This window comes from Klebsiella sp. I138, assembly GCF_051131765.1.
GTDB lineage: Bacteria > Pseudomonadota > Gammaproteobacteria > Enterobacterales > Enterobacteriaceae > Klebsiella.
In genome coordinates this window covers 3,631,534-3,653,124 of the sequence record NZ_CP180447.1, presented here as the reverse complement: position 1 = coordinate 3,653,124, position 21,591 = coordinate 3,631,534, and the positions used below count along the sequence as shown (strand labels likewise).

24 protein-coding genes are annotated in these 21,591 nt (G+C 54.6%); 17 read left to right on the top strand and 7 right to left on the bottom strand.

The features are described 5' to 3' along the window. Positions 1-2 precede the first annotated feature (2 nt). Entirely contained in the window at positions 3-2,447 is a 2,445-nt protein-coding gene (gene rnr / locus ACMYSK_RS17050) for a ribonuclease R (protein ID WP_434637142.1), read from the top strand. A gap of 79 nt (positions 2,448-2,526) precedes the next feature. Then, positions 2,527-3,258: a 23S rRNA (guanosine(2251)-2'-O)-methyltransferase RlmB gene (gene rlmB / locus ACMYSK_RS17045; protein ID WP_434637139.1), complete on the top strand. Its 732-nt coding sequence runs from the start codon at positions 2,527-2,529 to the stop codon at positions 3,256-3,258. 78 nt (positions 3,259-3,336) lie between these two features. Here the strand turns inward: rlmB and ACMYSK_RS17040 are convergent, their stop codons facing one another. Then, a complete protein-coding gene (locus ACMYSK_RS17040) occupies positions 3,337-4,629 on the bottom strand; it encodes an MFS transporter (RefSeq protein ID WP_434637138.1) in 1,293 nt (430 codons plus the stop codon). Positions 4,630-4,824: 195 nt separating this feature from the next. Here ACMYSK_RS17040 and ACMYSK_RS17035 point away from each other — a divergent pair, with 195 nt between their 5' ends. After that, positions 4,825-6,462: an isovaleryl-CoA dehydrogenase gene (locus ACMYSK_RS17035; protein WP_434637137.1), complete on the top strand. Its 1,638-nt coding sequence runs from the start codon at positions 4,825-4,827 to the stop codon at positions 6,460-6,462. Here the strand turns inward: ACMYSK_RS17035 and yjfN are convergent. After that, entirely contained in the window at positions 6,453-6,728 is a 276-nt protein-coding gene (yjfN, locus tag ACMYSK_RS17030; RefSeq protein WP_434637135.1) for a DUF1471 family protease activator YjfN, read from the bottom strand. The genes ACMYSK_RS17035 and yjfN overlap by 10 nt on opposite strands. A gap of 138 nt (positions 6,729-6,866) precedes the next feature. After that, positions 6,867-7,175, bottom strand: a complete 309-nt coding sequence (gene bsmA, locus ACMYSK_RS17025) for a biofilm peroxide resistance protein BsmA (RefSeq protein ID WP_434637133.1) — start codon at positions 7,173-7,175, stop codon at positions 6,867-6,869. A 209-nt stretch (positions 7,176-7,384) separates the two neighbouring features. Here bsmA and yjfP point away from each other — a divergent pair, with 209 nt between their 5' ends. Then, on the top strand, positions 7,385-8,101 hold the full coding sequence (gene yjfP / locus ACMYSK_RS17020; RefSeq protein WP_434637131.1) for an esterase: 717 nt from the start codon (positions 7,385-7,387) through the stop codon (positions 8,099-8,101). Here yjfP and ulaR read toward each other — a convergent pair. Both ulaR and ulaG read right to left on the bottom strand, forming a co-directional pair. Then, positions 8,098-8,853 (bottom strand): HTH-type transcriptional regulator UlaR, encoded by a 756-nt coding sequence (gene ulaR / locus ACMYSK_RS17015; protein ID WP_434637129.1) that lies wholly within the window; start codon positions 8,851-8,853, stop codon positions 8,098-8,100. The two genes, yjfP and ulaR, sit on opposite strands and share 4 nt — an antisense overlap. A 117-nt stretch (positions 8,854-8,970) precedes the next feature. Beyond that, positions 8,971-10,035, bottom strand: a complete 1,065-nt coding sequence (ulaG, locus tag ACMYSK_RS17010; RefSeq protein WP_434637127.1) for an L-ascorbate 6-phosphate lactonase — start codon at positions 10,033-10,035, stop codon at positions 8,971-8,973. Positions 10,036-10,400: 365 nt separating this feature from the next. Here ulaG and ulaA point away from each other — a divergent pair, with 365 nt between their 5' ends. Genes ulaA through ACMYSK_RS16980 form a run of 6 tightly spaced genes read left to right on the top strand, consistent with a single transcriptional unit; the run spans position 10,401 to position 14,809 of the window. Beyond that, on the top strand, positions 10,401-11,801 hold the full coding sequence (ulaA, locus tag ACMYSK_RS17005; protein WP_434637126.1) for a PTS ascorbate transporter subunit IIC: 1,401 nt from the start codon (positions 10,401-10,403) through the stop codon (positions 11,799-11,801). Between the two features lie 12 nt (positions 11,802-11,813). Then, positions 11,814-12,119, top strand: coding sequence for a PTS ascorbate transporter subunit IIB (ulaB, locus tag ACMYSK_RS17000; RefSeq protein ID WP_004857097.1), 306 nt, complete (start codon positions 11,814-11,816; stop codon positions 12,117-12,119). Positions 12,120-12,128: 9 nt separating this feature from the next. Beyond that, a complete protein-coding gene (gene ulaC / locus ACMYSK_RS16995; RefSeq protein WP_434637124.1) occupies positions 12,129-12,596 on the top strand; it encodes a PTS ascorbate transporter subunit IIA in 468 nt (155 codons plus the stop codon). 12 nt (positions 12,597-12,608) lie between these two features. Further along, entirely contained in the window at positions 12,609-13,259 is a 651-nt protein-coding gene (gene ulaD / locus ACMYSK_RS16990) for a 3-keto-L-gulonate-6-phosphate decarboxylase UlaD (protein WP_088402680.1), read from the top strand. Between the two features lie 9 nt (positions 13,260-13,268). Next, on the top strand, positions 13,269-14,123 hold the full coding sequence (locus ACMYSK_RS16985; protein ID WP_434637122.1) for an L-ribulose-5-phosphate 3-epimerase: 855 nt from the start codon (positions 13,269-13,271) through the stop codon (positions 14,121-14,123). After that, positions 14,123-14,809: an L-ribulose-5-phosphate 4-epimerase gene (locus ACMYSK_RS16980; RefSeq protein WP_434637120.1), complete on the top strand. Its 687-nt coding sequence runs from the start codon at positions 14,123-14,125 to the stop codon at positions 14,807-14,809. The genes ACMYSK_RS16985 and ACMYSK_RS16980 overlap by 1 nt, the downstream gene beginning before the upstream one ends. Before the next feature lie 185 nt (positions 14,810-14,994). Here the strand turns inward: ACMYSK_RS16980 and ACMYSK_RS16975 are convergent, their stop codons facing one another. Then, positions 14,995-15,270, bottom strand: a complete 276-nt coding sequence (locus tag ACMYSK_RS16975; protein WP_434637118.1) for a DUF1471 domain-containing protein — start codon at positions 15,268-15,270, stop codon at positions 14,995-14,997. A gap of 348 nt (positions 15,271-15,618) precedes the next feature. Here ACMYSK_RS16975 and rpsF point away from each other — a divergent pair, with 348 nt between their 5' ends. The 5 genes from rpsF (at position 15,619) to ACMYSK_RS16950 (ending at position 18,147) form a co-directional block, all read left to right on the top strand. Beyond that, positions 15,619-16,014: a 30S ribosomal protein S6 gene (rpsF, locus tag ACMYSK_RS16970; RefSeq protein ID WP_004098001.1), complete on the top strand. Its 396-nt coding sequence runs from the start codon at positions 15,619-15,621 to the stop codon at positions 16,012-16,014. Positions 16,015-16,019: 5 nt separating this feature from the next. Further along, positions 16,020-16,334, top strand: a complete 315-nt coding sequence (gene priB, locus ACMYSK_RS16965; protein ID WP_041143726.1) for a primosomal replication protein N — start codon at positions 16,020-16,022, stop codon at positions 16,332-16,334. Positions 16,335-16,338: 4 nt separating this feature from the next. Then, positions 16,339-16,566, top strand: a complete 228-nt coding sequence (gene rpsR, locus ACMYSK_RS16960; protein ID WP_002210155.1) for a 30S ribosomal protein S18 — start codon at positions 16,339-16,341, stop codon at positions 16,564-16,566. Between the two features lie 39 nt (positions 16,567-16,605). After that, positions 16,606-17,055, top strand: a complete 450-nt coding sequence (rplI, locus tag ACMYSK_RS16955; RefSeq protein ID WP_110274450.1) for a 50S ribosomal protein L9 — start codon at positions 16,606-16,608, stop codon at positions 17,053-17,055. A gap of 147 nt (positions 17,056-17,202) precedes the next feature. Next, a complete protein-coding gene (locus ACMYSK_RS16950) occupies positions 17,203-18,147 on the top strand; it encodes a DMT family transporter (protein WP_434637116.1) in 945 nt (314 codons plus the stop codon). Between the two features lie 35 nt (positions 18,148-18,182). On the opposite strand, the gene ACMYSK_RS16945 is transcribed toward ACMYSK_RS16950, so the two are convergent. After that, positions 18,183-18,848, bottom strand: coding sequence for a LysM-like peptidoglycan-binding domain-containing protein (locus ACMYSK_RS16945; RefSeq protein ID WP_434637114.1), 666 nt, complete (start codon positions 18,846-18,848; stop codon positions 18,183-18,185). Between the two features lie 354 nt (positions 18,849-19,202). On the opposite strand from ACMYSK_RS16945, the gene fklB reads away from it, so the two are divergent. Beyond that, positions 19,203-19,823, top strand: coding sequence for an FKBP-type peptidyl-prolyl cis-trans isomerase (fklB, locus tag ACMYSK_RS16940; protein ID WP_434637112.1), 621 nt, complete (start codon positions 19,203-19,205; stop codon positions 19,821-19,823). A gap of 306 nt (positions 19,824-20,129) precedes the next feature. After that, on the top strand, positions 20,130-21,533 hold the full coding sequence (cycA, locus tag ACMYSK_RS16935; protein ID WP_434637110.1) for a D-serine/D-alanine/glycine transporter: 1,404 nt from the start codon (positions 20,130-20,132) through the stop codon (positions 21,531-21,533). Positions 21,534-21,591 lie beyond the last annotated feature (58 nt).

Here is a 21,591-nt window from a genome sequence, read left to right as displayed (position 1 = left end):
ACATGTCACAAGATCCTTTCCAGGACCGCGAAGCTGAAAAGTATGCGAATCCAATCCCAAGCCGGGAATTTATCCTCGATCATTTAGCAAAACGTGAAAAACCGGCCAGCCGCGACGAGCTGGCGATAGAACTGAATATCGAAGGCGAAGAACAACTCGAAGGTCTGCGCCGTCGTCTGCGCGCTATGGAGCGTGACGGACAGCTGGTCTTTACCCGTCGTCAGTGCTACGCACTGCCGGAGCGCCTTGACCTGCTCAAAGGTACCGTTATCGGTCATCGCGACGGCTATGGCTTCCTGCGCGTTGAAGGGCGTAAAGACGACCTTTATCTCTCTTCCGAGCAGATGAAAATGTGCATCCACGGCGATCAGATCCTTGCGCAGCCGCTGGGTGCGGATCGTAAGGGCCGCCGTGAAGCGCGCGTGGTACGTATTCTGGTGCCCAAAACCAGCCAGATCGTCGGCCGCTATTTCACCGACGCTGGCGTGGGCTTCGTGGTGCCGGACGACAGCCGACTGAGCTTTGATATCCTGATTCCGCCGGAAGAGGTTATGGGCGCCCGCATGGGGTTTGTCGTGGTGGTGGAACTGACCCAACGCCCGACCCGTCGTACCAAAGCGATCGGCAAGATTGTCGAAGTGCTGGGCGATAATATGGGCACCAGCATGGCGGTCGATATGGCGCTGCGCACCCATGAAATCCCTTACACCTGGCCACCAGAGGTAGAGAAACAGGTTTCTGTGCTGAAAGAGCAGGTGCCGGAAGAGGCGAAAGCAGGCCGCGTGGATTTACGCGACCTGCCGCTGGTGACTATCGATGGCGAAGATGCCCGCGATTTTGATGACGCGGTTTACTGTGAGAAAAAACGCGGTGGCGGCTGGCGCCTGTGGGTGGCTATTGCCGATGTCAGCTACTATGTGCGTCCTGGTACGCCGCTGGATGCTGAAGCGCGCAGCCGCGGTACGTCGGTCTACTTCCCGTCCCAGGTCGTACCGATGCTGCCGGAAGTCCTTTCCAACGGTCTGTGTTCCCTGAACCCGCAGGTCGATCGCCTGTGTATGGTCTGTGAGATGACCATTTCATCCAAGGGCCGCCTGACCGGTTACAAATTCTATGAAGCGGTGATGAGCTCACACGCCCGCCTGACCTACACCAAAGTGTGGCATATGCTGCAGGGTGACCAGGAGCTGCGTGAGCACTATGCGCCGCTGGTGAAGCATATCGAAGAGCTGCACACACTCTATAAAGTGCTGGATAGCGCTCGTGAAGAACGTGGCGGGATCTCCTTTGAGAGTGAAGAAGCGAAGTTTATCTTTAACGCTGAGCGTCGCATCGAACGTATTGAGCAGACGCAGCGTAACGATGCGCACAAACTTATCGAAGAGTGCATGATTCTGGCGAATATCTCCGCCGCTCGCTTCGTTGAGAAGGCGCTGGAGCCGGCGCTGTTCCGTATTCACGATAAACCGAGCACCGAAGCGATTACCGCGTTCCGCTCTGTGCTGGCGGAGCTGGGCCTTGAACTGCCCGGCGGCAACAAGCCAGAGCCGCGTGATTATGCTGAACTGCTGACCTCGATTGCCGACCGTCCGGATCATGAAATGCTGCAAACCATGCTGCTGCGTTCGATGAAACAGGCGGTGTACGATCCGGAAAACCGTGGCCACTTTGGCCTGGCGCTGCAATCCTATGCGCACTTCACCTCGCCGATTCGCCGTTACCCAGACCTGTCGCTGCACCGTGCTATTAAGTACCTGCTGGCGAAAGAGCAGGGCCACAAAGGCAACAGCACCGAAACCGGCGGCTGGCACTACAGCATGGATGAAATGCTCCAGCTGGGCGCGCACTGTTCGATGACCGAACGTCGTGCCGACGAAGCCACCCGTGAAGTCTCCGACTGGCTGAAGTGTGACTTTATGCTGGATCAGGTTGGTAACGTTTTTAAAGGCGTGATTGCCAGCGTTACCGGCTTTGGTTTCTTCGTGCGTCTTGATGAGCTGTTTATCGATGGTCTGGTACACGTGTCCTCGCTGGATAACGACTACTACCGTTTCGATCAGGTCGGACAACGTCTGATCGGTGAATCCGGTGGTCAGACTTATCGCCTGGGCGACCGTGTGGAAGTCCGTGTGGAAGCGGTCAACATGGACGAACGTAAAATCGATTTCTCCCTGATCTCCAGCGAGCGCGGTCCGCGCAACGTTGGTAAGACCGCCCGGGAGAAGACCAAGAAGGCCAACGGCGCAGGCAAACCTTCCGGCCGTCGTCGCCAGGCGGGCAAACAGGTGAACTTCGAACCAGACAGCGCTTTCCGTGGTGATAAGGGCAAACCAAAACCGGAGAAAGCGAAGAAAGAGAAGAGCGCCAAAAAACCGTCTGCTAAGACGCAGAAAATAGCGGCGGCGACCAAGGCGAAGCGTGCGGCGAAGAAAAAAGTCGCTGAATAAGCGTGTATCAATTTTTGCAGGCCGGGGTGCCCGGTCTGCAAAGCCGAAACGGCAATACTAACCAGTAACGAGTACATCAATGAGTGAAATGATTTACGGCATCCACGCGGTGCAGGCCTTGCTTGAGCGCGCTCCAGAGCGTTTTCAGGAAGTGTATATTCTGAAAGGCCGCGAAGATAAACGCCTGCTGCCGCTGATCCATGCGCTGGAAGCTCAGGGCGTGGTGATTCAGGTCGCTAACCGTCAGTTTCTTGACGAGAAAAGCGAAGGCGCCGTGCATCAGGGGATTATCGCCCGCGTGAAGCCGGGGCGTCAGTATCAGGAAAACGATCTTCCTGACCTGCTTGCCTCGCTCGATCGGCCGTTCCTGCTGATCCTTGACGGCGTCACCGATCCCCATAACCTGGGCGCCTGCCTGCGCAGCGCCGATGCCGCTGGCGTGCATGCGGTGATTGTGCCGAGAGACCGTTCTGCACAGCTGAACGCGACCGCGAAAAAAGTCGCCTGTGGCGCGGCGGAAAATGTCCCGCTTATCCGTGTGACTAACCTCGCTCGTACCATGCGTTTACTGCAGGAAGAGAATGTCTGGATCGTGGGCACCGCGGGTGAAGCGGACCACACGCTGTTCCAGAGCAAAATGACCGGCCCGATGGCGCTGGTCATGGGGGCGGAAGGTGAAGGCATGCGTCGCCTGACCCGTGAACATTGTGATGAGCTGATTAGCATCCCGATGGCCGGCAGCGTCTCTTCATTGAACGTCTCCGTTGCCACCGGGATTTGCCTGTTTGAAGCGGTGCGCCAGCGTAGCTGATGTTTGCCCGGTGGTGCTTCGCATACCGGGCCTACGGTTTTGTCGGCCGGGCAAAGCGTAGCCACCACCCGGAAAAATTCACTCTTCAAGCGACCGCAAATGATCGTCTTTGTTGAGCGTCATCAGTGCCAGCACGCTTATCAACGCCGTTGCCATCACGTAGTAAGCTGGAATATCCAGATTACCGGTCTGTTTAATCAGGCCGGTAATCATCAGCCCGGCACAGCCGGAGAACACCGCGTTAGAGAGCGAGTAGGCCAGTCCGAGTCCGGTATAGCGGATCCTTGTCGGGAACATTTCCGCCAGCATTGCCGGTCCCGGCCCGGCTAAAACCCCCACCAGCCCACCGGCAATCAAAACCACGACGCCTTTCACCAACAGGGTGCTGGATTCCGCCTGCAGGATTTTCAGCAGCGGAAGTGCCAGGATCAGCAGCAGAACGGCGGCAATCACCATCACGTTGCGGCGTCCCCATCTGTCACTGAGCATCCCGGCGGGCAGGATCGTGATGGCGAAACCAATATTGGAAATTACCGCAATCAACAGCGCCTGATTAAAACCGGTATGCAGCGAGGATTGCAGATAGGCGGGCATAATGACCAGGTAGGTATAGCCTGCGGCAGACCAGACCATCAGGCGGCCAATGCCGATCATAATAACCTTCAGCGTCTGGCTGAGGCTCGCCGAGGGCTGTGGATGTTGCTGCTCCTGCTGACGGAGAAAACCCGGCGTCTCTTCCATTTTCACCCGTAGCCAGAGCGCCACGCCTCCCATAGGAATGGCGAGGAAGAACGGGAGGCGCCAGCCCCAGGCATGCAGCTCTTCCGGAGTCAGAACGGCCGAAATCAACGCAACGATACCTGCCCCTGCCAGCAGCCCTAGCGCCACGGTGAAAGACTGCCAGGCGCCATACAGCCCGCGCTTACCGCGTGGGGCGAATTCCGTCATCAGCGACACGGCGCCGCCATATTCACCGCCGGCAAACAGCCCCTGTAGAATGCGCAGCCCCGTCAGAATCAGCGGTGCAGCAATCCCGATGCTGGCATAAACCGGCACCAGGCCAATAGCCGTTGTCGCCAGCGTCATCATTATCAGGACAATAATCAGCGTGGGTTTGCGGCCAATACGATCGCCGATCCGGCCAAAGATAATGGCGCCTAAGGGGCGAAAGAAGAAAGCGATCGCGAACGAGGCATAGGTCAGGATTAACCCCGTCAGCGGCGATTCCCCTTCAAGCTGAAAGAAGTTTTGGGCAATTACCGTCGCCAGAAAGCCATATACCGCGAACTCGTACCATTCAATAAAGTTGCCGATAGAACCGGCGATGAGCGCGCGTTTATGTGCGCCCATTGTCGTTGTTGCGGTCTGCATAAGTCATCCCGATATGAGCAAAAAAGTCACAATTGAATAAATTATTCCATACATTTTTTATTATGAAATTTAAAATTCTTATGGCTGTGATGGGCTTCACGAAGGGATAGATGGTTTTTTGTGACCAGACTCGCGGGCGATGTCCGGCGAGGATGGCCATACTGAATAGCAACGCCAATGACGCAAGGAGACAGCATGCCCTGGCAAACGCATACCGTGTTCAATCAGCCCGCACCGCTGATGAACAGTAATTTGTTCCTGTCTGATAGCGCGCTGCGTGAAGCCGTGATGCGCGAAGGGGCGGGATGGGATAGCGATTTACTGGCCAGCATCGGTCAGCAGCTGGGGGCAGCGGAGTCGCTGGAGCTGGGGAGGCTGGCAAACAGTAACCCACCGGAGCTGCTGCGCTATGATGCGAGCGGCAACCGGCTTGATGATGTCCGCTTTCACCCTGCCTGGCACCTGTTGATGCAGGGGCTGTGTGCGAACCGGGTACATAATCTTGCCTGGCAGGAGGATGCCCGCGCGGGCGCCTTTGTTGCACGCGCAGCCCGTTTTATGCTGCATGCGCAGGTGGAAGCGGGAACGTTGTGTCCCGTCACCATGACCTTCGCCGCCACCCCGTTGTTGCAGCATGCCCTACCTAAACCCTTCAGCGACTGGTTGGCTCCTCTGCTGAGCGATCGCTACGATCCGCATCTCGCGCCGGGCTGTCAGAAACGCGGGATATTGATTGGTATGGGGATGACGGAAAAGCAGGGAGGATCTGACGTACTGACCAATACCACCCGGGCCGAGAAAACCGCCGAAGATTTTTATCATCTTGTCGGACATAAGTGGTTTTTCTCGGTTCCACAAAGCGATGCACATCTGGTACTGGCTCAGGCGCCGAAAGGTCTGTCCTGCTTTTTCGTGCCGCGGATCCTTCCCGATGGTCAACGTAATGCTCTACACCTTGAGCGGTTGAAAGATAAGCTCGGCAATCGCGCTAATGCCAGCAGTGAAGTCGAATTCTTTGAGGCCCGCGGTTGGCTGGTGGGTGAAGAGGGCGATGGGGTACGGCAAATCCTCAAAATGGGCGGACTGACCCGTTTCGACTGCGCGCTGGGCAGCCATGCATTAATGCGTCGGGCCTATTCAGTAGCGCTCTATCATGCGCTACAGCGGCAGGCATTTGGTAAGAATCTGGTTGATCAGCCGATGATGCGCCAGGTACTGGGCCAGATGGCGCTGCGCCTTGAAGGGCAGACCGCCTTTTTATTCCGTCTGGCGCGAGCGTGGGATAGCCGGGATAGCGCGAGAGAGGTTCTGTGGGCTCGCTTATTTACGCCGGCGGCGAAGTTTGCAATCTGCAAATCCGGGATCCCGTTTGTCGCCGAGGCAATGGAGGTGCTGGGCGGTACCGGCTACTGTGAGGAGAGCGAGCTGCCGCGCCTGTATCGTGAAATGCCGGTCAATAGTATCTGGGAGGGCTCTGGCAATATTATGTGTCTGGACGTGATGCGGGTGCTGAGCAAGCATCCGGCAGCGCTGGAACTGCTGGCGGCGGAGTGCGCAGAAGTGAAGGGGCAGAATCGGCATTTCGACCGCACGTGGCGGCAGCTGCAGCAGCTGCTACGGCGACCCGCAGAAGAGCAGGGTAGGGAGATAACCCGCCGGGTTTATATGCTCGGCGTCGGGGCGCAGATGCTGCGTTATGCCTCACCGCCGCTGGCGGAAGCCTGGTGTCGTATGATGCTCGACACGCGCGGCGGTGTGCGCCTGGATGAGCCGACGCTGGAAGACTTGCTACTCCGTGCAATGGGGCGGGGACGTCAGGCGCCTCAGGCGTAGAGAATGGCCTGTACTCGCCAGTTATCCGGCTGCTGATCTTCGTACATTTGTACGATGCGATACCACGACGCACCTTGTTCATCGGCCTTCACGGCGATGGCGTGCTCAACGTCCTGCTGGCTGCCGGCAATGTTATTGACGGAAATCAGGCCAATTTCATTCAGGCCGGTGACGCAGTCCGCGCTGGCGAATTCCGCTGACTGTGCAGAGGTGTTTGCTGTCGCTGCGGTCAGCAGCAGTGCGGGTAGGGTAAAAGATCGTTTCATCGTCAGCTCCATTTCACGTAGTCCCGAGGGCAGTCCGTTGCTAACGTCCTGCCAGGTTGGCTGGCCGAACGTTATTATGCACAAGAGAACGTGAATGGACGCAAAGCAGTGTAAAGCTGGCTAAAAGACAGTGCACCGCTATTTACGGTACAGAATCGCTTGCGAATACCACTGGCCGGGAACCATGGTGTCATCAATCATGATGATGACGTAGTAATCCGCTTTAGCCGTTTCTGCCTTCGTTTTCAACGCCGCTTCGACATCCATCGGCGAACCGTACATCAACACGCTCACCGTCCCCATCTTCTGTAGCCCAGTCGTCTGGTTACGGCGAATCTCTTGCGGATGGTCGGTTGCGGGTGGTGGTGCTTCTGGCGTCCCCTGCAGGGCACTACAACCGCTCAGTGCGATAGCCAGAAACCACGGTGTTAACCTGCGCATAACCATATCTCGTTTCCTGATAGTCATAGTGTAGTGGTAGCCTGAATGTCATTTCCGGGGAATGTTCCCGAAGTGTTATCTCTGACGCGATTTTCGAATGAAAATATCGTGAAAGCGTAACCGAGTTCTCAACATTATGAATCATGGTGAACCTGGTTTCTTGCTGAATATGTCAGCCTATGACATACCCTCATTTTAGTGAAAGGAGATGGTCAATGATTGCTCTCGAAATACGTCGTCTGGCGGGCGGTGAGGTGCTGCATGCCTGCCCGCAACATGCATTGGATAAGCCATTGCCCTGCATCATCTTTTATCACGGCTTTACCTCCTCCAAACGGGTGTACAGCTACTTCGCCGTGGCGCTGGCGGAAGCCGGTTTTCGGGTCATTATGCCCGATGCGCCAGAGCATGGTGCACGTTACGATGGCGATGAACGCGGACGAATGCAGCGCTTCTGGTCGATTTTACTGCAGAATTTTGCCGAATTTCCGGCCTTGCGCGAGGCGGTCATCGCCCAGGGCTGGGTTGAAGGGGATCGTCTGGCGGTCGCCGGGGCATCAATGGGCGGCATGACGGCGCTGGGAATAATGACCCATCATCCGGATCTAAAAAGCGTGGCTTGTCTGATGGGCTCCGGCTATTTTACTCAGCTTTCGCAGAGCCTGTTCCCTTCGCCTGCCGTCAGTGCCGAACGGCTGGCTGAGTGGGATGTCACTCAGCAGCTCAGCACGCTGGCCAACAGACCGCTATTGCTCTGGCACGGCGAGGAAGATGACGTGGTACCGCCTGAAGGCACCTTCAGGCTCCAGCAGGCGCTGCGGGAAAACAATTTGGCTGCCGGCCTGACCTGCGTCTGGCAGAAAGGCGTGCGTCACCGGATAACACCTGAGGCGTTAGCGACAACGGTGAAATTTTTTCAGCACAGCCTTTAAACGCGAATCACCTGAACACCCTGATCCTCAAGCTGCTTGAGGATCGCTTCATCCGCCTGTTTTCCGGTAATCACCAGGTCGATTTGCCCGGCCTGGCTGAACAGCATTCCGGCGCGTTCGCCAACTTTGCTGCTATCTACCAGCACCGCGAGTTTGCCGACGACGTTAAGCATTTTTTGCTCGGCCATCGCTGTAAGCATATCGGTTTTATATAGCCCTTCGGCGGTCAGCCCTTTGCCGCTGGTGAACATCCAGTGCCCGGCATACAGGCTGTTTTCACTGCCCTGCGGGCTCAACGTGATGGAGTGGCTACGGTTATACTGTCCGCCCATAATGATGACGCTGTCGTGTTCTTGGTCTATCAGGTAATTGGCCAGCGGCAGATAGTTAGTAATGATCTGTACTGGCTTACCACACAGCTCTTGCCCTAGCAGGAATGCGGTAGAGCCGCAGTTGATGACGATGCTTTCGCCCGGGTTAACCAGCTGCGAGGCCGCCCGCGCAATGCGTACTTTCTCGTCGTGGTTTTGGGCCTGGTGAATGTTCATCGGCGACCAGCGCGGGCGCTGCTCGCTGATGGCTTCAGCGCCATTGCGGACTTTTTTCAGCTTACCGCCTTCGTCGAGTTTATTGATATCGCGTCGTGCCGTTGCCGGAGAAATTCCCAGCCGGGAAATCACCTGCTCCACGGTGACAAATCCCGTTTGTGCCAGCAAATCCAGTAAAATTTGATGTCTTTGCGCTTCCGTCATGAGCAAATCCGATTAAAAGTGATAAGCAAAGATGATATTTGAAATCAGGTGAAAATACTAATGCTGACGGGATAATTTCCGGCGAGGGGGCAATGATTTCCGCTCGCCGGATGAGTCTTACAGGAAGGACTTGAAAGGCAGGTCCGGTTCCATGGTAAAGCAGTCGTCGAATCCGCGCGGGTAGTGGTATTCGACGTTGTCTTTATCCAGTGGCCAGGTGAATTTCCCGCCCACCTGCCAGATGAAAGGCTTAAAGCCATACTTCAGGCGGTCTTTCTTCATCTCCCACAGAACGCGTATTTCCTGCGGATCAGCCTGGAAGTTTGACCAGATATCGTGGTGGAACGGGATGACTACTTGGGTGTTCAGAGACTCGGCCATGCGCAGGATATCGGCGCTGGTCATTTTGTCGGTTATACCACGCGGGTTTTCGCCATAGGACCCCAGCGCCACGTCGATCTGGTGTTCGTTACCGTGTTTCGCATAGTAGTTGGAGTAGTGAGAGTCGCCGCTATGATACAGATTGCCGCCCGGCGTTTTGAACAAGTAGTTTACCGCGCGCTCATCCATTCCGTCCGGCAGCACGCCAGCCGCTTTTTGATCCGCAGGTAAGGTTATCAGGGCGGTACGGTCAAAAGCGTCGAGCGCGTGGATTTCAACATCTTTTATTTTTACGACGTCGCCCGGTTTCATCACGATGCAGCGCTCTTTCGGGACGCCCCAGCCAATCCACAGATCGACGCAGGTTTGCGGGCCGATAAACGGCACGTCATCGGCGCAGTTTTGCATGACTGCGGCAGCAACGTTTACATCAATGTGATCGTTATGATCGTGTGTGGACAGCACCGCATCAATCTGGCGAATAGCGAAGGGATCCAGTACAAACGGGGTGGTACGCAGGTTTGGCTGGAGCTTCTTCACGCCTGCCATGCGCTGCATCTGATGGCCTGCTTTCATCAGTGGGTTCCCGTGGCTTTGTTTGCCGGTACCGCACCAGAAATCGACGCAGATATTGGCTCCGCCCTCGGATTTCAGCCAGATGCCCGTACAGCCCAACCACCACATGGCAAAAGTGCCCGGTGCAACCTGCTCTTGTTCAATTTCTTCATTCAGCCAGCTGCCCCACTCTGGGAAAGTATTCAGGATCCATGATTCGCGGGTGATGGTCTGTACTTTACTCATTGATTTTTACCTCACGTATTTTCAAAAGTAATCATTTGTTGATTTGTTTTGACGAATACTGGCACCGTTTTTTCAGGATTGCAATCCTGTATTTCGCCATCCATAAGATGTTTTTGGTAGGGGAATGGGAGGTAAATGCTGGTCTTATGATGCATGAATGTCACCATTCAATTGATTTGTATTGATTATTTTGTGATTTTAGAAAATGAGAATTAATACGGTAACGGATTGAATGATTATTTGCGGCGTGCGTCACATTTAATCAAATATAATCTTGTTGTGATTATTTTTGATTATTAGAGTGATTGCAGCAACAAACCCTGGGCGTAGCGTGCGTTCAGAGATTCCACTTTCTGGAGTGTGTTATGGAGATTCTCTACAACATCTTTACCGTTTTCTTTAATCAGGTGATGACCAACGCCCCTCTGCTGCTGGGGATCGTGACGTGCCTGGGCTATATCCTGCTGCGTAAAAGCGCCAGTGTGATTGTAAAAGGTACGATTAAAACGATTATCGGTTTTATGTTGTTGCAGGCAGGGTCCGGCATTCTGACCAGTACCTTTAAACCCGTCGTCGCGAAAATGTCTGAGGTTTACGGCATCAACGGTGCTATCTCCGATACCTACGCCTCCATGATGGCAACCATTGAGCGGATGGGGGAGGCTTACAGCTGGGTGGGTTATGCCGTGCTGTTAGCTCTGGCGCTGAATATTTGTTACGTATTGCTGCGGCGCATTACCGGTATTCGCACCATCATGCTGACCGGGCACATCATGTTCCAGCAGGCGGGGCTGATTGCCGTCTCTTTCTATATCTTCGGGTACCCGATGTGGACGACGATTATCTGCACGGCGGTACTGGTATCGCTCTATTGGGGCATTACCTCCAACATGATGTACAAGCCGACCCAGGACGTCACCGACGGCTGCGGCTTCTCCATCGGACATCAACAGCAGTTCGCCTCATGGATTGCTTATAAGGTCGCACCTTATTTGGGGAAAAAAGAAGAGAGCGTTGAAGATCTTAAGCTGCCCGGCTGGCTGAATATTTTCCACGACAACATCGTTTCCACGGCCATTGTCATGACCATTTTCTTTGGCGCGATCCTGCTCTCTTTCGGCATCGACACCGTCCAGGCGATGGCGGGAAAAACGCACTGGACGGTGTACATCCTGCAAACTGGTTTTTCGTTCGCCGTCGCTATTTTTATTATCACTCAGGGCGTGCGTATGTTCGTCGCCGAACTTTCCGAGGCGTTCAACGGGATCTCCCAGCGCCTGATCCCCGGTGCCGTGCTGGCGATTGACTGTGCGGCGATTTATAGCTTTGCGCCGAACGCCGTCGTCTGGGGCTTTATGTGGGGCACCATTGGCCAGCTTATCGCCGTCGGTATTCTGGTGGGCTTCGGCTCTTCCATCCTGATTATTCCGGGCTTTATTCCGATGTTCTTCTCGAACGCGACTATCGGCGTCTTTGCGAACCACTTTGGCGGCTGGCGCGCGGCGCTCAAGATTTGTCTGGTGATGGGGATGATTGAAATTTTCGGCTGCGTCTGGGCGGTGAAGCTCACCGGTATGAGCGCCTGGATGGGCATGGCGGACTGGTCAATCCTGGCGCCGCCGATGATGCAGGGATTTGCCTCTATCGGTATCGCATTTATGGCCGTCATCATCATTATTTCACTGGCATATATGTTCTTCGCAGGGCGCACGCTGCGTGCTGAAGAGGACGCGGAAAAACAACTGGCAGATGCTTCTGCTCAATAAGGAGTTTTGACTATGACCGTACGTATTCTGGCTGTATGTGGCAACGGGCAAGGGAGTTCCATGATCATGAAGATGAAAGTGGACCAGTTTTTGACTCAATCAAATATTGATCACTCAGTGAACAGTTGTGCGGTGGGTGAATACAAAAGTGAATTAAGCGGCGCAGATATCATCATCGCTTCTACTCATATCGCCGGGGAGATTACTGTCTCCGGCAACAAATACGTGGTCGGCGTGCGCAACATGCTATCGCCTGCGGATTTTGGCCCAAAACTGCTGGAAGTGATCAAAGAACATTTCCCACAGGATGTGAAGTAAGGAGGCCAAATGAAATTACGTGATTCGCTTGTCGAGAATAACTCCATTCTTTTGCAGGCAGATGCCAGTACCTGGCAGGAAGCCGTAAAGCTAAGCGTCGATTTATTGGTGAAGGCCGACGTGGTTGAGCCGCGCTACTACCAGGCCATTCTGGATGGCGTTGCTCAGCATGGCCCTTACTTTGTGATTGCGCCCGGTCTGGCGATGCCACACGGACGTCCGGAAGAGGGGGTGAAGAAAACGGGTTTTGCGCTGGTAACGCTGAGGAAGCCGCTGGCTTTCAACCATGAGGATAACGACCCGGTCGACATCCTGATCACCATGGCGGCCGTTGATGCTAACACCCATCAGGAAGTGGGCATCATGCAGATCGTCAATCTGTTTGACGATGAAGCTAATTTCGACCGTTTACGTGCCTGCCGCGCCGTGCAGGAAGTGCTGGATTTAATTGATAACGCCACGACGGCGGCCGTCTAAAAGGAGCATCAAATGTCATTACCTATGTTGCAGGTTGCGCTGGATAACCAATCAATGTCTTCCGCGTATGAAACGACACGCCTGATCGCCGATGAAGTGGATATTATTGAAGTTGGCACCATTCTTTGCATTGCTGAAGGCGTACGCGCCGTGCGCGACCTGAAAGCGCTCTATCCCCACAAAATCGTGCTGGCGGACGCCAAAATTGCCGATGCCGGCAAAATTCTCTCTCGGATGTGCTTTGAAGCGCATGCCGACTGGGTGACTGTTATCTGCTGCGCGGATATCAACACCACCAAAGGCGCGCTGGATGTGGCGAAAGAATTTAACGGTGATGTACAGATCGAACTAACCGGCTACTGGACCTGGGAGCAGGCGCAGGAATGGCGCGATGCAGGTATTCAACAGGTGGTTTATCACCGTAGCCGCGATGCGCAGGCCGCTGGCGTAGCGTGGGGCGAGGCGGATATCAGTGCCATCAAGCGCTTATCCGACATGGGCTTTAAAGTCACCGTTACCGGCGGCCTGGCGCTGGAAGATCTGCCGCTGTTCCAGGGTATTCCGATTCACGTCTTTATCGCCGGTCGCAGCATTCGCGACGCGTCTTCCCCGGTTGAAGCTGCACGGCAGTTTAAACGTTCTATTGCCCAGCTGTGGGGCTAAGGAGCGGTTATGCTGTCGAAAAAAATTCCGCTCGGCATCTATGAAAAGGCGCTCCCTGCCGGCGGGAGCTGGCTGGATCGTCTGCGGCTGGCGAAAGAGCTTGGTTTTGACTTTGTCGAAATGTCGGTGGATGAGACTGACGCTCGCCTGGAACGGCTTGACTGGAGCCGGGAGCAGCGCCTGGAGCTCGTCAACGCGATTGCTGAAACCGGGGTACGGGTGCCCTCTATGTGCCTCAGCGCCCACCGGCGCTTCCCGCTTGGTAGCGAAGATGACGCGGTGCGAGCGCAGGGGCTGGAGATTATGCGCAAAGCCATTCAGCTGGCGCAGGATGTAGGCATTCGGGTGATTCAGCTTGCGGGTTATGACGTTTACTATCAGGAAGCCAACAACGAGACGCGCCGTCGTTTCCGCGATGGCCTGAAAGAGAGCGTCGAAATGGCGAGCCGCGCGCAGGTGACGCTGGCGATGGAAATTATGGACTACCCGCTGATGAGCTCGATCAGTAAAGCGCTGGGCTACGCCCACTACCTGAATAATCCGTGGTTCCAGCTCTATCCGGATATCGGCAACCTGTCGGCATGGGATAACGATGTGCAGATGGAGTTACAGGCCGGGATGGGGCATATCGTGGCGGTACATGTGAAGGATACTAAACCCGGCGTCTTTAAAAACGTCCCGTTTGGTGAAGGGGTCGTTGATTTCGAACGCTGCTTTGAGACACTCAGGCAAACCGGCTACTGCGGACCCTACCTGATTGAAATGTGGAGCGAAACGACCGACGATCCGGTAGCGGAGGTGGCGAAAGCCCGCGATTGGGTGATGGCGCGGATGGCCAGCGCCGGGTTGGTGGAGGCGGCATAATGCAAAAACTCAAGCAGCAGGTTTTTGAAGCCAACATGGATTTGCCGCGCTACGGCCTGGTGACCTTTACCTGGGGTAATGTGAGCGCGATCGATCGCGAGCGCGGGCTGGTGGTAATTAAGCCGGGCGGTGTGGCCTACGAGACGATGCAAGCGAGCGATATGGTGGTTGTGGATCTGCAGGGTAACGTGGTGGAAGGGCGGTATCGTCCTTCTTCCGATACCGCCACCCATCTTGCGCTCTATCGCCGCTATCCGAGCCTTGGCGGCGTGGTGCATACCCACTCGACGCACGCGACGGCCTGGGCGCAGGCCGGGCTGGCTATTCCCGCGCTGGGAACGACCCATGCAGACCACTTCTTTGGCGATATCCCTTGCACCAGAGCGTTGAGCCCGAGGGAAGTGGAGGAGGCTTATGAACTGAACACCGGGCGGGTGATCATCGAAACGCTGGGCGAGATAGAACCGCTGCTTACGCCGGGGATAGTGGTGTATCAACACGGACCTTTTACCTGGGGTAAAGATGCGCACGATGCGGTGCATAACGCGGTGGTGATGGAAGAAGTGGCGCGGATGGCGTGGATTGCACGCGGAATCAATCCGCAGCTGAAGCCGATCGATAGCTGGCTGATGGACAAACACTTTATGCGAAAGCACGGACCTAATGCCTATTACGGGCAAAAGTAACGCATGTGCTCCGGAGCCATTCATCTTGATGATGAATTAACCGGTCTGCTCCGGAGCCATTTTTCGTATTGTTGGCAATCGCATGCCAGCAAGCATCCATTCACGCACTATCGCTCCGGCGAAAACGTCGAGGCGATGGCATTAAGACTTCACCCCGTTACGGGGCGAAGTCAAAGCGCCGGTTATTAGCGATAGATGGCGGCGCTGGCATGAATCACGCCGTTGCTTTCCGGTTCGTGAATCAGGATCGGTTGAAAATATTTTGCGCCCTGCTTATCGCTCAACTGACTCAGTGCCTGGTCGGCCTCTTGTTCAGTGGCCATATTATGGTTGATATAGATAACGCCCAGGCTCTGCACGTCATCCATGTTACGAGCCTGGCGTCCATCGATCTTGATGGCTGCGAGCGCGTTGGCACTCAGTAAAAGCGCAGCCATAGCGGCAATGATGATGTTTTTCATACTCTACGCTCCTGACGTTCTGTCGGCCATTCTGGCTTGAATCCGGGGTCCTCGTGGGTTATCGATAGCTTTGATATAAGTGTAATCTCTGGCTGTCGGGTCTATCGCGACCATTTCTGATGGAGTTGTTCAAAAAAGTGTCGCTGCCGTCATTGATTAATTTTAAATCACTGACTTAGCGCGGCTTTGCCGTTAGTGCGAATTATTTGTGCAATTCGCTTGTCTTCCTGGGGCTCCGAACGTAGAATGACGCGTCAATTTTTCAGCCGCCCTTTAACCACGTTCCTTGCCTCCATGGGCCGCGGCTGACCCAGACAGGAGGCTGAATAATCCGTAAGGAGCAATTCGATGCGTCATTACGAAATCGTTTTTATGGTCCATCCTGACCAGAGCGAACAGGTTCCGGGTATGATCGAACGTTACACTGGTGCAATCACTGCAGCAGAAGGTACGATCCACCGTCTGGAAGACTGGGGCCGCCGTCAGCTGGCTTACCCGATCAACAAACTGCACAAAGCTCACTACGTTCTGCTGAACGTTGAAGCCCCGCAGGAAGCGATCGATGAGCTGGAAACAAACTTCCGCTTCAACGACGCCGTTATCCGCAGCATGGTAATGCGTACTAAGCACGCTGTTACCGAAGCATCTCCGATGGTTAAAGCGAAAGACGAGCGCCGTGAGCGTCGCGAAGATTTCGCAAACGAAACCGCAGATGATTCCGAAGCTGGGGATTCTGAAGAGTAATCCTGATGACCAACCGTCTGGAGCTGTCCGGCATTATTTGCAGGACGCCAATTCGTAAGGTCAGCCCGTCAGGAATTCCACACTGCCAGTTCGTGCTTGAGCATCGTTCAGTGCAGGAGGAAGCCGGTTTTCACCGGCAGGCATGGTGCCAAATGCCCGTTATCATTAGCGGACACCAAAACCAGGCCATTACTCACAGTATAACGGTCGGTAGTGCAGTCATCGTTCGGGGGTTCATTTCTTGCCACAAGGCAAAGAACGGCCTGAGCAAAATGGTTCTGCATGCCGAGCAGATTGAATTGATAGATTCTGGAGACTAGCCAAATGGCACGTTATTTCCGTCGTCGCAAGTTCTGCCGTTTCACCGCGGAAGGCGTTGTTGAGATTGATTACAAAGATATCGCAACGTTGAAAAACTACATTACCGAAAGCGGTAAAATTGTCCCGAGCCGTATCACCGGTACTCGTGCAAAATACCAGCGTCAGCTGGCTCGCTGCATCAAGCGCGCTCGCTACTTGTCCCTGCTGCCGTATACCGATCGTCATCAGTAATCGGCCGCTGTCTATTAACGACTTTAAGAGGATAAGGTAATGCAAGTTATTCTGCTTGATAAAGTAGCAAACCTGGGTAGCCTGGGTGATCAGGTTAACGTTAAAGCGGGCTATGCTCGTAACTTCCTGGTACCACAGGGTAAAGCTGTTCCAGCTACCAAGAAAAACGTTGAGTTTTTCGAAGCACGCCGTGCTGAACTGGAAGCCAAACTGGCTGACGTTCTGAACGCTGCTAACGCACGTGCTGAAGCAATCAATGCACTGGGCACCGTTACCATCGCGTCTAAATCTGGCGACGAAGGTAAACTGTTCGGTTCCATCGGTACCCGCGACATCGCTGACGCTGTAACTGCAGCTGGCGTTGCTGTTGCCAAGAGCGAAGTTCGTCTGCCGAACGGCGTTCTGCGCACCACCGGTGAGCACGAAGTGGACTTCCAGGTTCACAGCGAAGTCTTCGCGAAACTGGTTGTTAACGTTGTAGCTGAGTAATTTTTTACTCAGTTTGCGTCGAGACGCCGGCCTTGTGCCGGCGTTTTGCTTTTCTGGCATCCGCACATTTAGCATCTTGTATGGTAGCTATTCATCCTCCATTTCTGGATAATAAAATGAAACGATATTTTATTTCTGGTGATGTGAATGGATACGCTTTCCACCCCTTCAGTTTTTTCCCGCAAGAAAGTGGCTTACGCCTGCGCGACACTCTGCTGTTTGCTGTGGGGAAGCTCCTACCCGGCTATTAAAAGCGGTTACCAGCTTTTTCACATTGCCACGGACGATGTCCCGACCAAAATTGTCTTTGCCGGCTATCGTTTCCTGTTCGCCGGCGTGCTGCTCCTGCTGTTCGCGCTGGCACAGCGCAAGCCCATTGCCCGCTTGAATGGCCGTCAGTACGGGCAGCTGGCGCTATTGGGCCTGACGCAAACCTCCATTCAGTATGCTTTTTTTTACGTCGGCCTGGCATTTACGACCGGTATTAAAGGCTCAATCATGAATGCCACCAGTACCTTTTTTAGTGTACTGCTGGCGCACTTTATCTATCAAAATGACCGGCTGAGCTACAACAAAACTATCGGCTGCGTCCTCGGCTTCGCGGGTGTCATGCTGGTGAACTTTACCGATTCGCTGAGTGATTTCAGTTTTGTCTGGTGCGGCGATGGATTCGTCGTGCTGGCGGCATTTATCCTGTCGGCGGCGACGCTGTATGGCAAACAGATCTCGCAAACCGTGGACCCGACGGTGATGACCGGGTGGCAGCTGGCTTTTGGTGGCCTGGTGCTGGTCGTGGGGGGATATCTGACTGGAGGGACGCTGGTAATACACAGTATGACGGCGCTTATGGTACTGGCCTATTTGACGCTGCTCTCTTCTGTGGCGTTTGCGCTGTGGAGCGTATTGCTGAAGTACAATCGTGTCAGCATGATTGCGCCGTTTAGCTTCGTCATCCCCATTGCGGGGACCGTGCTGTCGGCTATTTTCCTCGGCGAGAATATTTTTGAGCTTAAATATGCGATTGCGCTGGTGCTGGTCTGTTTCGGGATAGGCTGGGTAAACCGGGTCAGTATTGTGCGACAGGCCGGGTAACGAACCCGGCGCTGCCAGCGCGTATTGCGGTGAGATTACCGTGCGCGGATAAAGCTGCCGTTCGCCTGACGGGTGAACAGCACCTGCTGCCCGCCGCCGATATCGATAGTCAGGCCGGTCACTACGCCATTCGCATTCTGGCGGATCTGCACCGTCTGCCCGGTTTGCAGCGAACTGAGCGGTTTGCCCGGACCTTCCACCTGAGCCATCGCATAGACGTCGGTTGGCGGAAGGTTATGATCGCGGAACAGCTGAGCCAGGGTTTTACCCGCTTCGATGCGGTAGGTCCGCCACTGTTGCTCAATCCCCGGAGTCGACTGCTGCTGTTGCTGCTGCTGTGGTTGAGAATAGGCCTGGGTTTGCCCCTGTTCCACCGGCTCATCCTGAACGGGTTCCGGCGCCACCGGTGCCATCTGATCGGTGTCATTCACCGTCGGCGTGGTGGTAATCGGCGGCAGCGGCATGGCCTGCTGGGATGATTGCGACTGGGACTGCGATTGCAGATCGATACTGGCTTCCCGGCCGTTTTGCACCGGGCTGCTGCTATCCGTCGACGGGAGCAGTATGCCGATAATCACCAGCAGTGCGCCGGCAATGATGCCTCGGCGATGCATTGGCGGCAGCGGATCCATAATGCGAATATGATCCGGGGCGTGCCAGATCTTCGCCAGGGTAGGTGTGATATCAAAGCGCCCGGGCATGGCTTTCCTCCTGCTCCGCATATTTTTATCCTGCTCCGTAGAGTATAGATGGCTAACTTCCTGATGGCCGAGACAAAGATATGTTTCGTGAGGTTAACCTGATATCTCCTATTGTTTCTGTTTCCCTCAGATTTGTCATCATCTCCGCGACAAAGTTTTACCCATCGGACGATGGCTGATATGCTGCCCACCACTTTATGCTCGTCGTCTTTCGAGTTGCTGACGCGCTGGCTGCGCCTGCTTCCTCCGGTTACACAGTGGTCTGTGCTATCGGGGAATCACCTGCCTGCCGTCTTCTTACTATTCGGAATTCGTTGAGTATGAAATTTTCCCCCCGAAAAATAAGGAAAGAAGATGGCAACCCCGACTTTTGACACTATTGAAGCGCAGGCAAGTTACGGTATTGGCTTGCAGGTTGGACAACAGCTGAGCGAATCCGGCCTGCAGGGGCTGCTGCCTGAAGCACTGGTTGCCGGCATTGCCGATGCGCTGGAAGGTAATCAGCCGCAGGTGCCGGTGGAAGCCGTTCATCGCGCGCTGCGTGAAATCCACGAACGCGCCGATGCGGTCCGTCGTGAGCGTTTCCAGGAGATGGCGGCCGATGGCCAGAAATATCTGGATGAAAACCGCGAGCGCGAAGGCGTGAACAGCACCGAATCTGGCCTGCAGTTCCGCGTTCTGACTCAGGGTGAAGGCGCAATCCCGGCGCGTACCGACCACGTTCGTGTGCATTACACCGGTAAACTGATCGACGGAACCGTATTTGATAGCTCCGTGGCGCGCGGTGAACCGGCTGAATTCCCGGTAACTGGCGTTATCGGTGGCTGGATTGAAGCGCTGACTCTGATGCCGGTAGGCTCTAAATGGGAACTGACTATTCCGCACAACCTGGCCTACGGCGAGCGCGGCGCAGGAGCTTCCATTCCTCCGTTCAGCACCCTGATTTTTGAAGTTGAACTGCTGGATATTATCTAATCAGCAGGTGCTTCCTCTCCCGTCAGGGGGAGGAGGCAATAAAAAATAGCGTAAAATACTTAAGTTAGAAATTTACTGGAATTTTATATTGCTTCCAGGCTTTTTGGGTGTATTTTTGTGAGCTGTTTCGCGCTGTAGGAGTGATATAACACTCACTTTAAACATATAATTAACATTATATCTAAATCATAGTATTCATCCCTCCGATTCTTACCTAATATCGATAAGCCCTTTTCCAGGGTAATGACGAATGACGGGCCATCAGAGCCTGAACAACACAGACAGGTACAACAGGAAGAAAATCACATGGTAGATCAGGTTAAAGTCGCTGCTGAAGAGCAGGCTCCGACTGAACAATCGCTACGGCGAAATCTCACGAATCGACATATCCAGCTTATTGCTATTGGTGGCGCCATCGGCACCGGGCTGTTTATGGGCTCCGGCAAAACCATCAGCCTCGCCGGGCCATCCATCATTTTTGTTTATATGATCATCGGCTTTATGCTGTTTTTCGTTATGCGCGCCATGGGCGAATTACTGCTGTCGAATCTGGAATATAAATCGTTCAGTGATTTTGCCGCCGACCTTCTGGGGCCGTGGGCAGGCTACTTTACCGGCTGGACCTATTGGTTCTGCTGGGTGGTCACCGGGATGGCCGACGTGGTGGCAATTACCGCCTACGCCCAGTTCTGGTTCCCCGGACTTTCCGACTGGGTTGCTTCGCTGGCGGTCATCCTGCTGCTCTTGAGCCTTAACCTGGCCACCGTAAAAATGTTCGGTGAAATGGAGTTCTGGTTCGCGATGATCAAAATCGTCGCTATCGTGGGACTGATTGTGGTTGGCCTGGTGATGGTGATGATGCATTTCAAATCGCCGACCGGCGTGGAGGCTTCTTTTGCCCATCTGTGGAATGACGGTGGCTGGTTCCCGAAAGGCATCAGCGGGTTTTTTGCCGGTTTCCAGATAGCGGTCTTTGCTTTCGTAGGTATTGAGCTGGTGGGAACCACCGCTGCGGAAACCAAAGATCCGGAGAAATCCCTGCCGCGTGCGATTAACTCCATCCCGCTGCGTATTATTATGTTCTACGTCTTCGCGCTGATCGTGATTATGTCAGTAACGCCGTGGAGCTCCGTAGTACCGACCAAGAGCCCGTTCGTCGAGCTGTTTGTGCTGGTCGGCCTGCCGGCCGCTGCCAGCCTGATTAACTTTGTGGTACTGACTTCGGCGGCTTCTTCGGCCAACAGCGGCGTGTTCTCAACCAGCCGTATGCTGTTCGGCCTGGCCCAGGACGGTCAGGCGCCGTCAATGTTTGCCAAACTGTCGAAACGTGCGGTGCCGGCGAAAGGGCTGACCTTCTCCTGCATGTGCCTGCTGGGCGGCGTGGTGATGCTGATGGTGAATCCGAGCGTGATTGCCGCCTTCACCATGATTACCACGGTATCTGCGATCCTGTTTATGTTCGTCTGGACCATTATTCTGTGTTCGTACCTGGTCTACCGTAAAAAGCGTCCGCAGCTGCATGAGCAGTCCAAATATAAGATGCCGCTGGGTAAGCTGATGTGCTGGGTCTGCATGGCATTCTTCGCCTTCGTCCTGGTGCTGTTGACCCTGGAAACCGACACGCGTGAAGCGCTGATCGTGACTCCTCTGTGGTTCGTTCTGCTGGCGGTGGGCTGGTTCTTTGCCGGCAAGAAGCGTCTGGTGAAATAAAAAAATCTTCGGGAGAGATTTTTAACGTTGCTTGCAACGGCCCGTCATAAAAAAGGCC

Coding starts and splice junctions, on each gene's coding strand:
- rnr (WP_434637142.1), top strand. CDS start 3: ATGTCACAAGATCCTTTCCAGGACCGCGAAGCTGAAAAGTATGCGAAT.
- rlmB (WP_434637139.1), top strand. CDS start 2,527: ATGAGTGAAATGATTTACGGCATCCACGCGGTGCAGGCCTTGCTTGAG.
- ACMYSK_RS17040 (WP_434637138.1), bottom strand. CDS start 4,629: ATGCAGACCGCAACAACGACAATGGGCGCACATAAACGCGCGCTCATC.
- ACMYSK_RS17035 (WP_434637137.1), top strand. CDS start 4,825: ATGCCCTGGCAAACGCATACCGTGTTCAATCAGCCCGCACCGCTGATG.
- yjfN (WP_434637135.1), bottom strand. CDS start 6,728: ATGAAACGATCTTTTACCCTACCCGCACTGCTGCTGACCGCAGCGACA.
- bsmA (WP_434637133.1), bottom strand. CDS start 7,175: ATGGTTATGCGCAGGTTAACACCGTGGTTTCTGGCTATCGCACTGAGC.
- yjfP (WP_434637131.1), top strand. CDS start 7,385: ATGATTGCTCTCGAAATACGTCGTCTGGCGGGCGGTGAGGTGCTGCAT.
- ulaR (WP_434637129.1), bottom strand. CDS start 8,853: ATGACGGAAGCGCAAAGACATCAAATTTTACTGGATTTGCTGGCACAA.
- ulaG (WP_434637127.1), bottom strand. CDS start 10,035: ATGAGTAAAGTACAGACCATCACCCGCGAATCATGGATCCTGAATACT.
- ulaA (WP_434637126.1), top strand. CDS start 10,401: ATGGAGATTCTCTACAACATCTTTACCGTTTTCTTTAATCAGGTGATG.
- ulaB (WP_004857097.1), top strand. CDS start 11,814: ATGACCGTACGTATTCTGGCTGTATGTGGCAACGGGCAAGGGAGTTCC.
- ulaC (WP_434637124.1), top strand. CDS start 12,129: ATGAAATTACGTGATTCGCTTGTCGAGAATAACTCCATTCTTTTGCAG.
- ulaD (WP_088402680.1), top strand. CDS start 12,609: ATGTCATTACCTATGTTGCAGGTTGCGCTGGATAACCAATCAATGTCT.
- ACMYSK_RS16985 (WP_434637122.1), top strand. CDS start 13,269: ATGCTGTCGAAAAAAATTCCGCTCGGCATCTATGAAAAGGCGCTCCCT.
- ACMYSK_RS16980 (WP_434637120.1), top strand. CDS start 14,123: ATGCAAAAACTCAAGCAGCAGGTTTTTGAAGCCAACATGGATTTGCCG.
- ACMYSK_RS16975 (WP_434637118.1), bottom strand. CDS start 15,270: ATGAAAAACATCATCATTGCCGCTATGGCTGCGCTTTTACTGAGTGCC.
- rpsF (WP_004098001.1), top strand. CDS start 15,619: ATGCGTCATTACGAAATCGTTTTTATGGTCCATCCTGACCAGAGCGAA.
- priB (WP_041143726.1), top strand. CDS start 16,020: ATGACCAACCGTCTGGAGCTGTCCGGCATTATTTGCAGGACGCCAATT.
- rpsR (WP_002210155.1), top strand. CDS start 16,339: ATGGCACGTTATTTCCGTCGTCGCAAGTTCTGCCGTTTCACCGCGGAA.
- rplI (WP_110274450.1), top strand. CDS start 16,606: ATGCAAGTTATTCTGCTTGATAAAGTAGCAAACCTGGGTAGCCTGGGT.
- ACMYSK_RS16950 (WP_434637116.1), top strand. CDS start 17,203: ATGGATACGCTTTCCACCCCTTCAGTTTTTTCCCGCAAGAAAGTGGCT.
- ACMYSK_RS16945 (WP_434637114.1), bottom strand. CDS start 18,848: ATGCCCGGGCGCTTTGATATCACACCTACCCTGGCGAAGATCTGGCAC.
- fklB (WP_434637112.1), top strand. CDS start 19,203: ATGGCAACCCCGACTTTTGACACTATTGAAGCGCAGGCAAGTTACGGT.
- cycA (WP_434637110.1), top strand. CDS start 20,130: ATGGTAGATCAGGTTAAAGTCGCTGCTGAAGAGCAGGCTCCGACTGAA.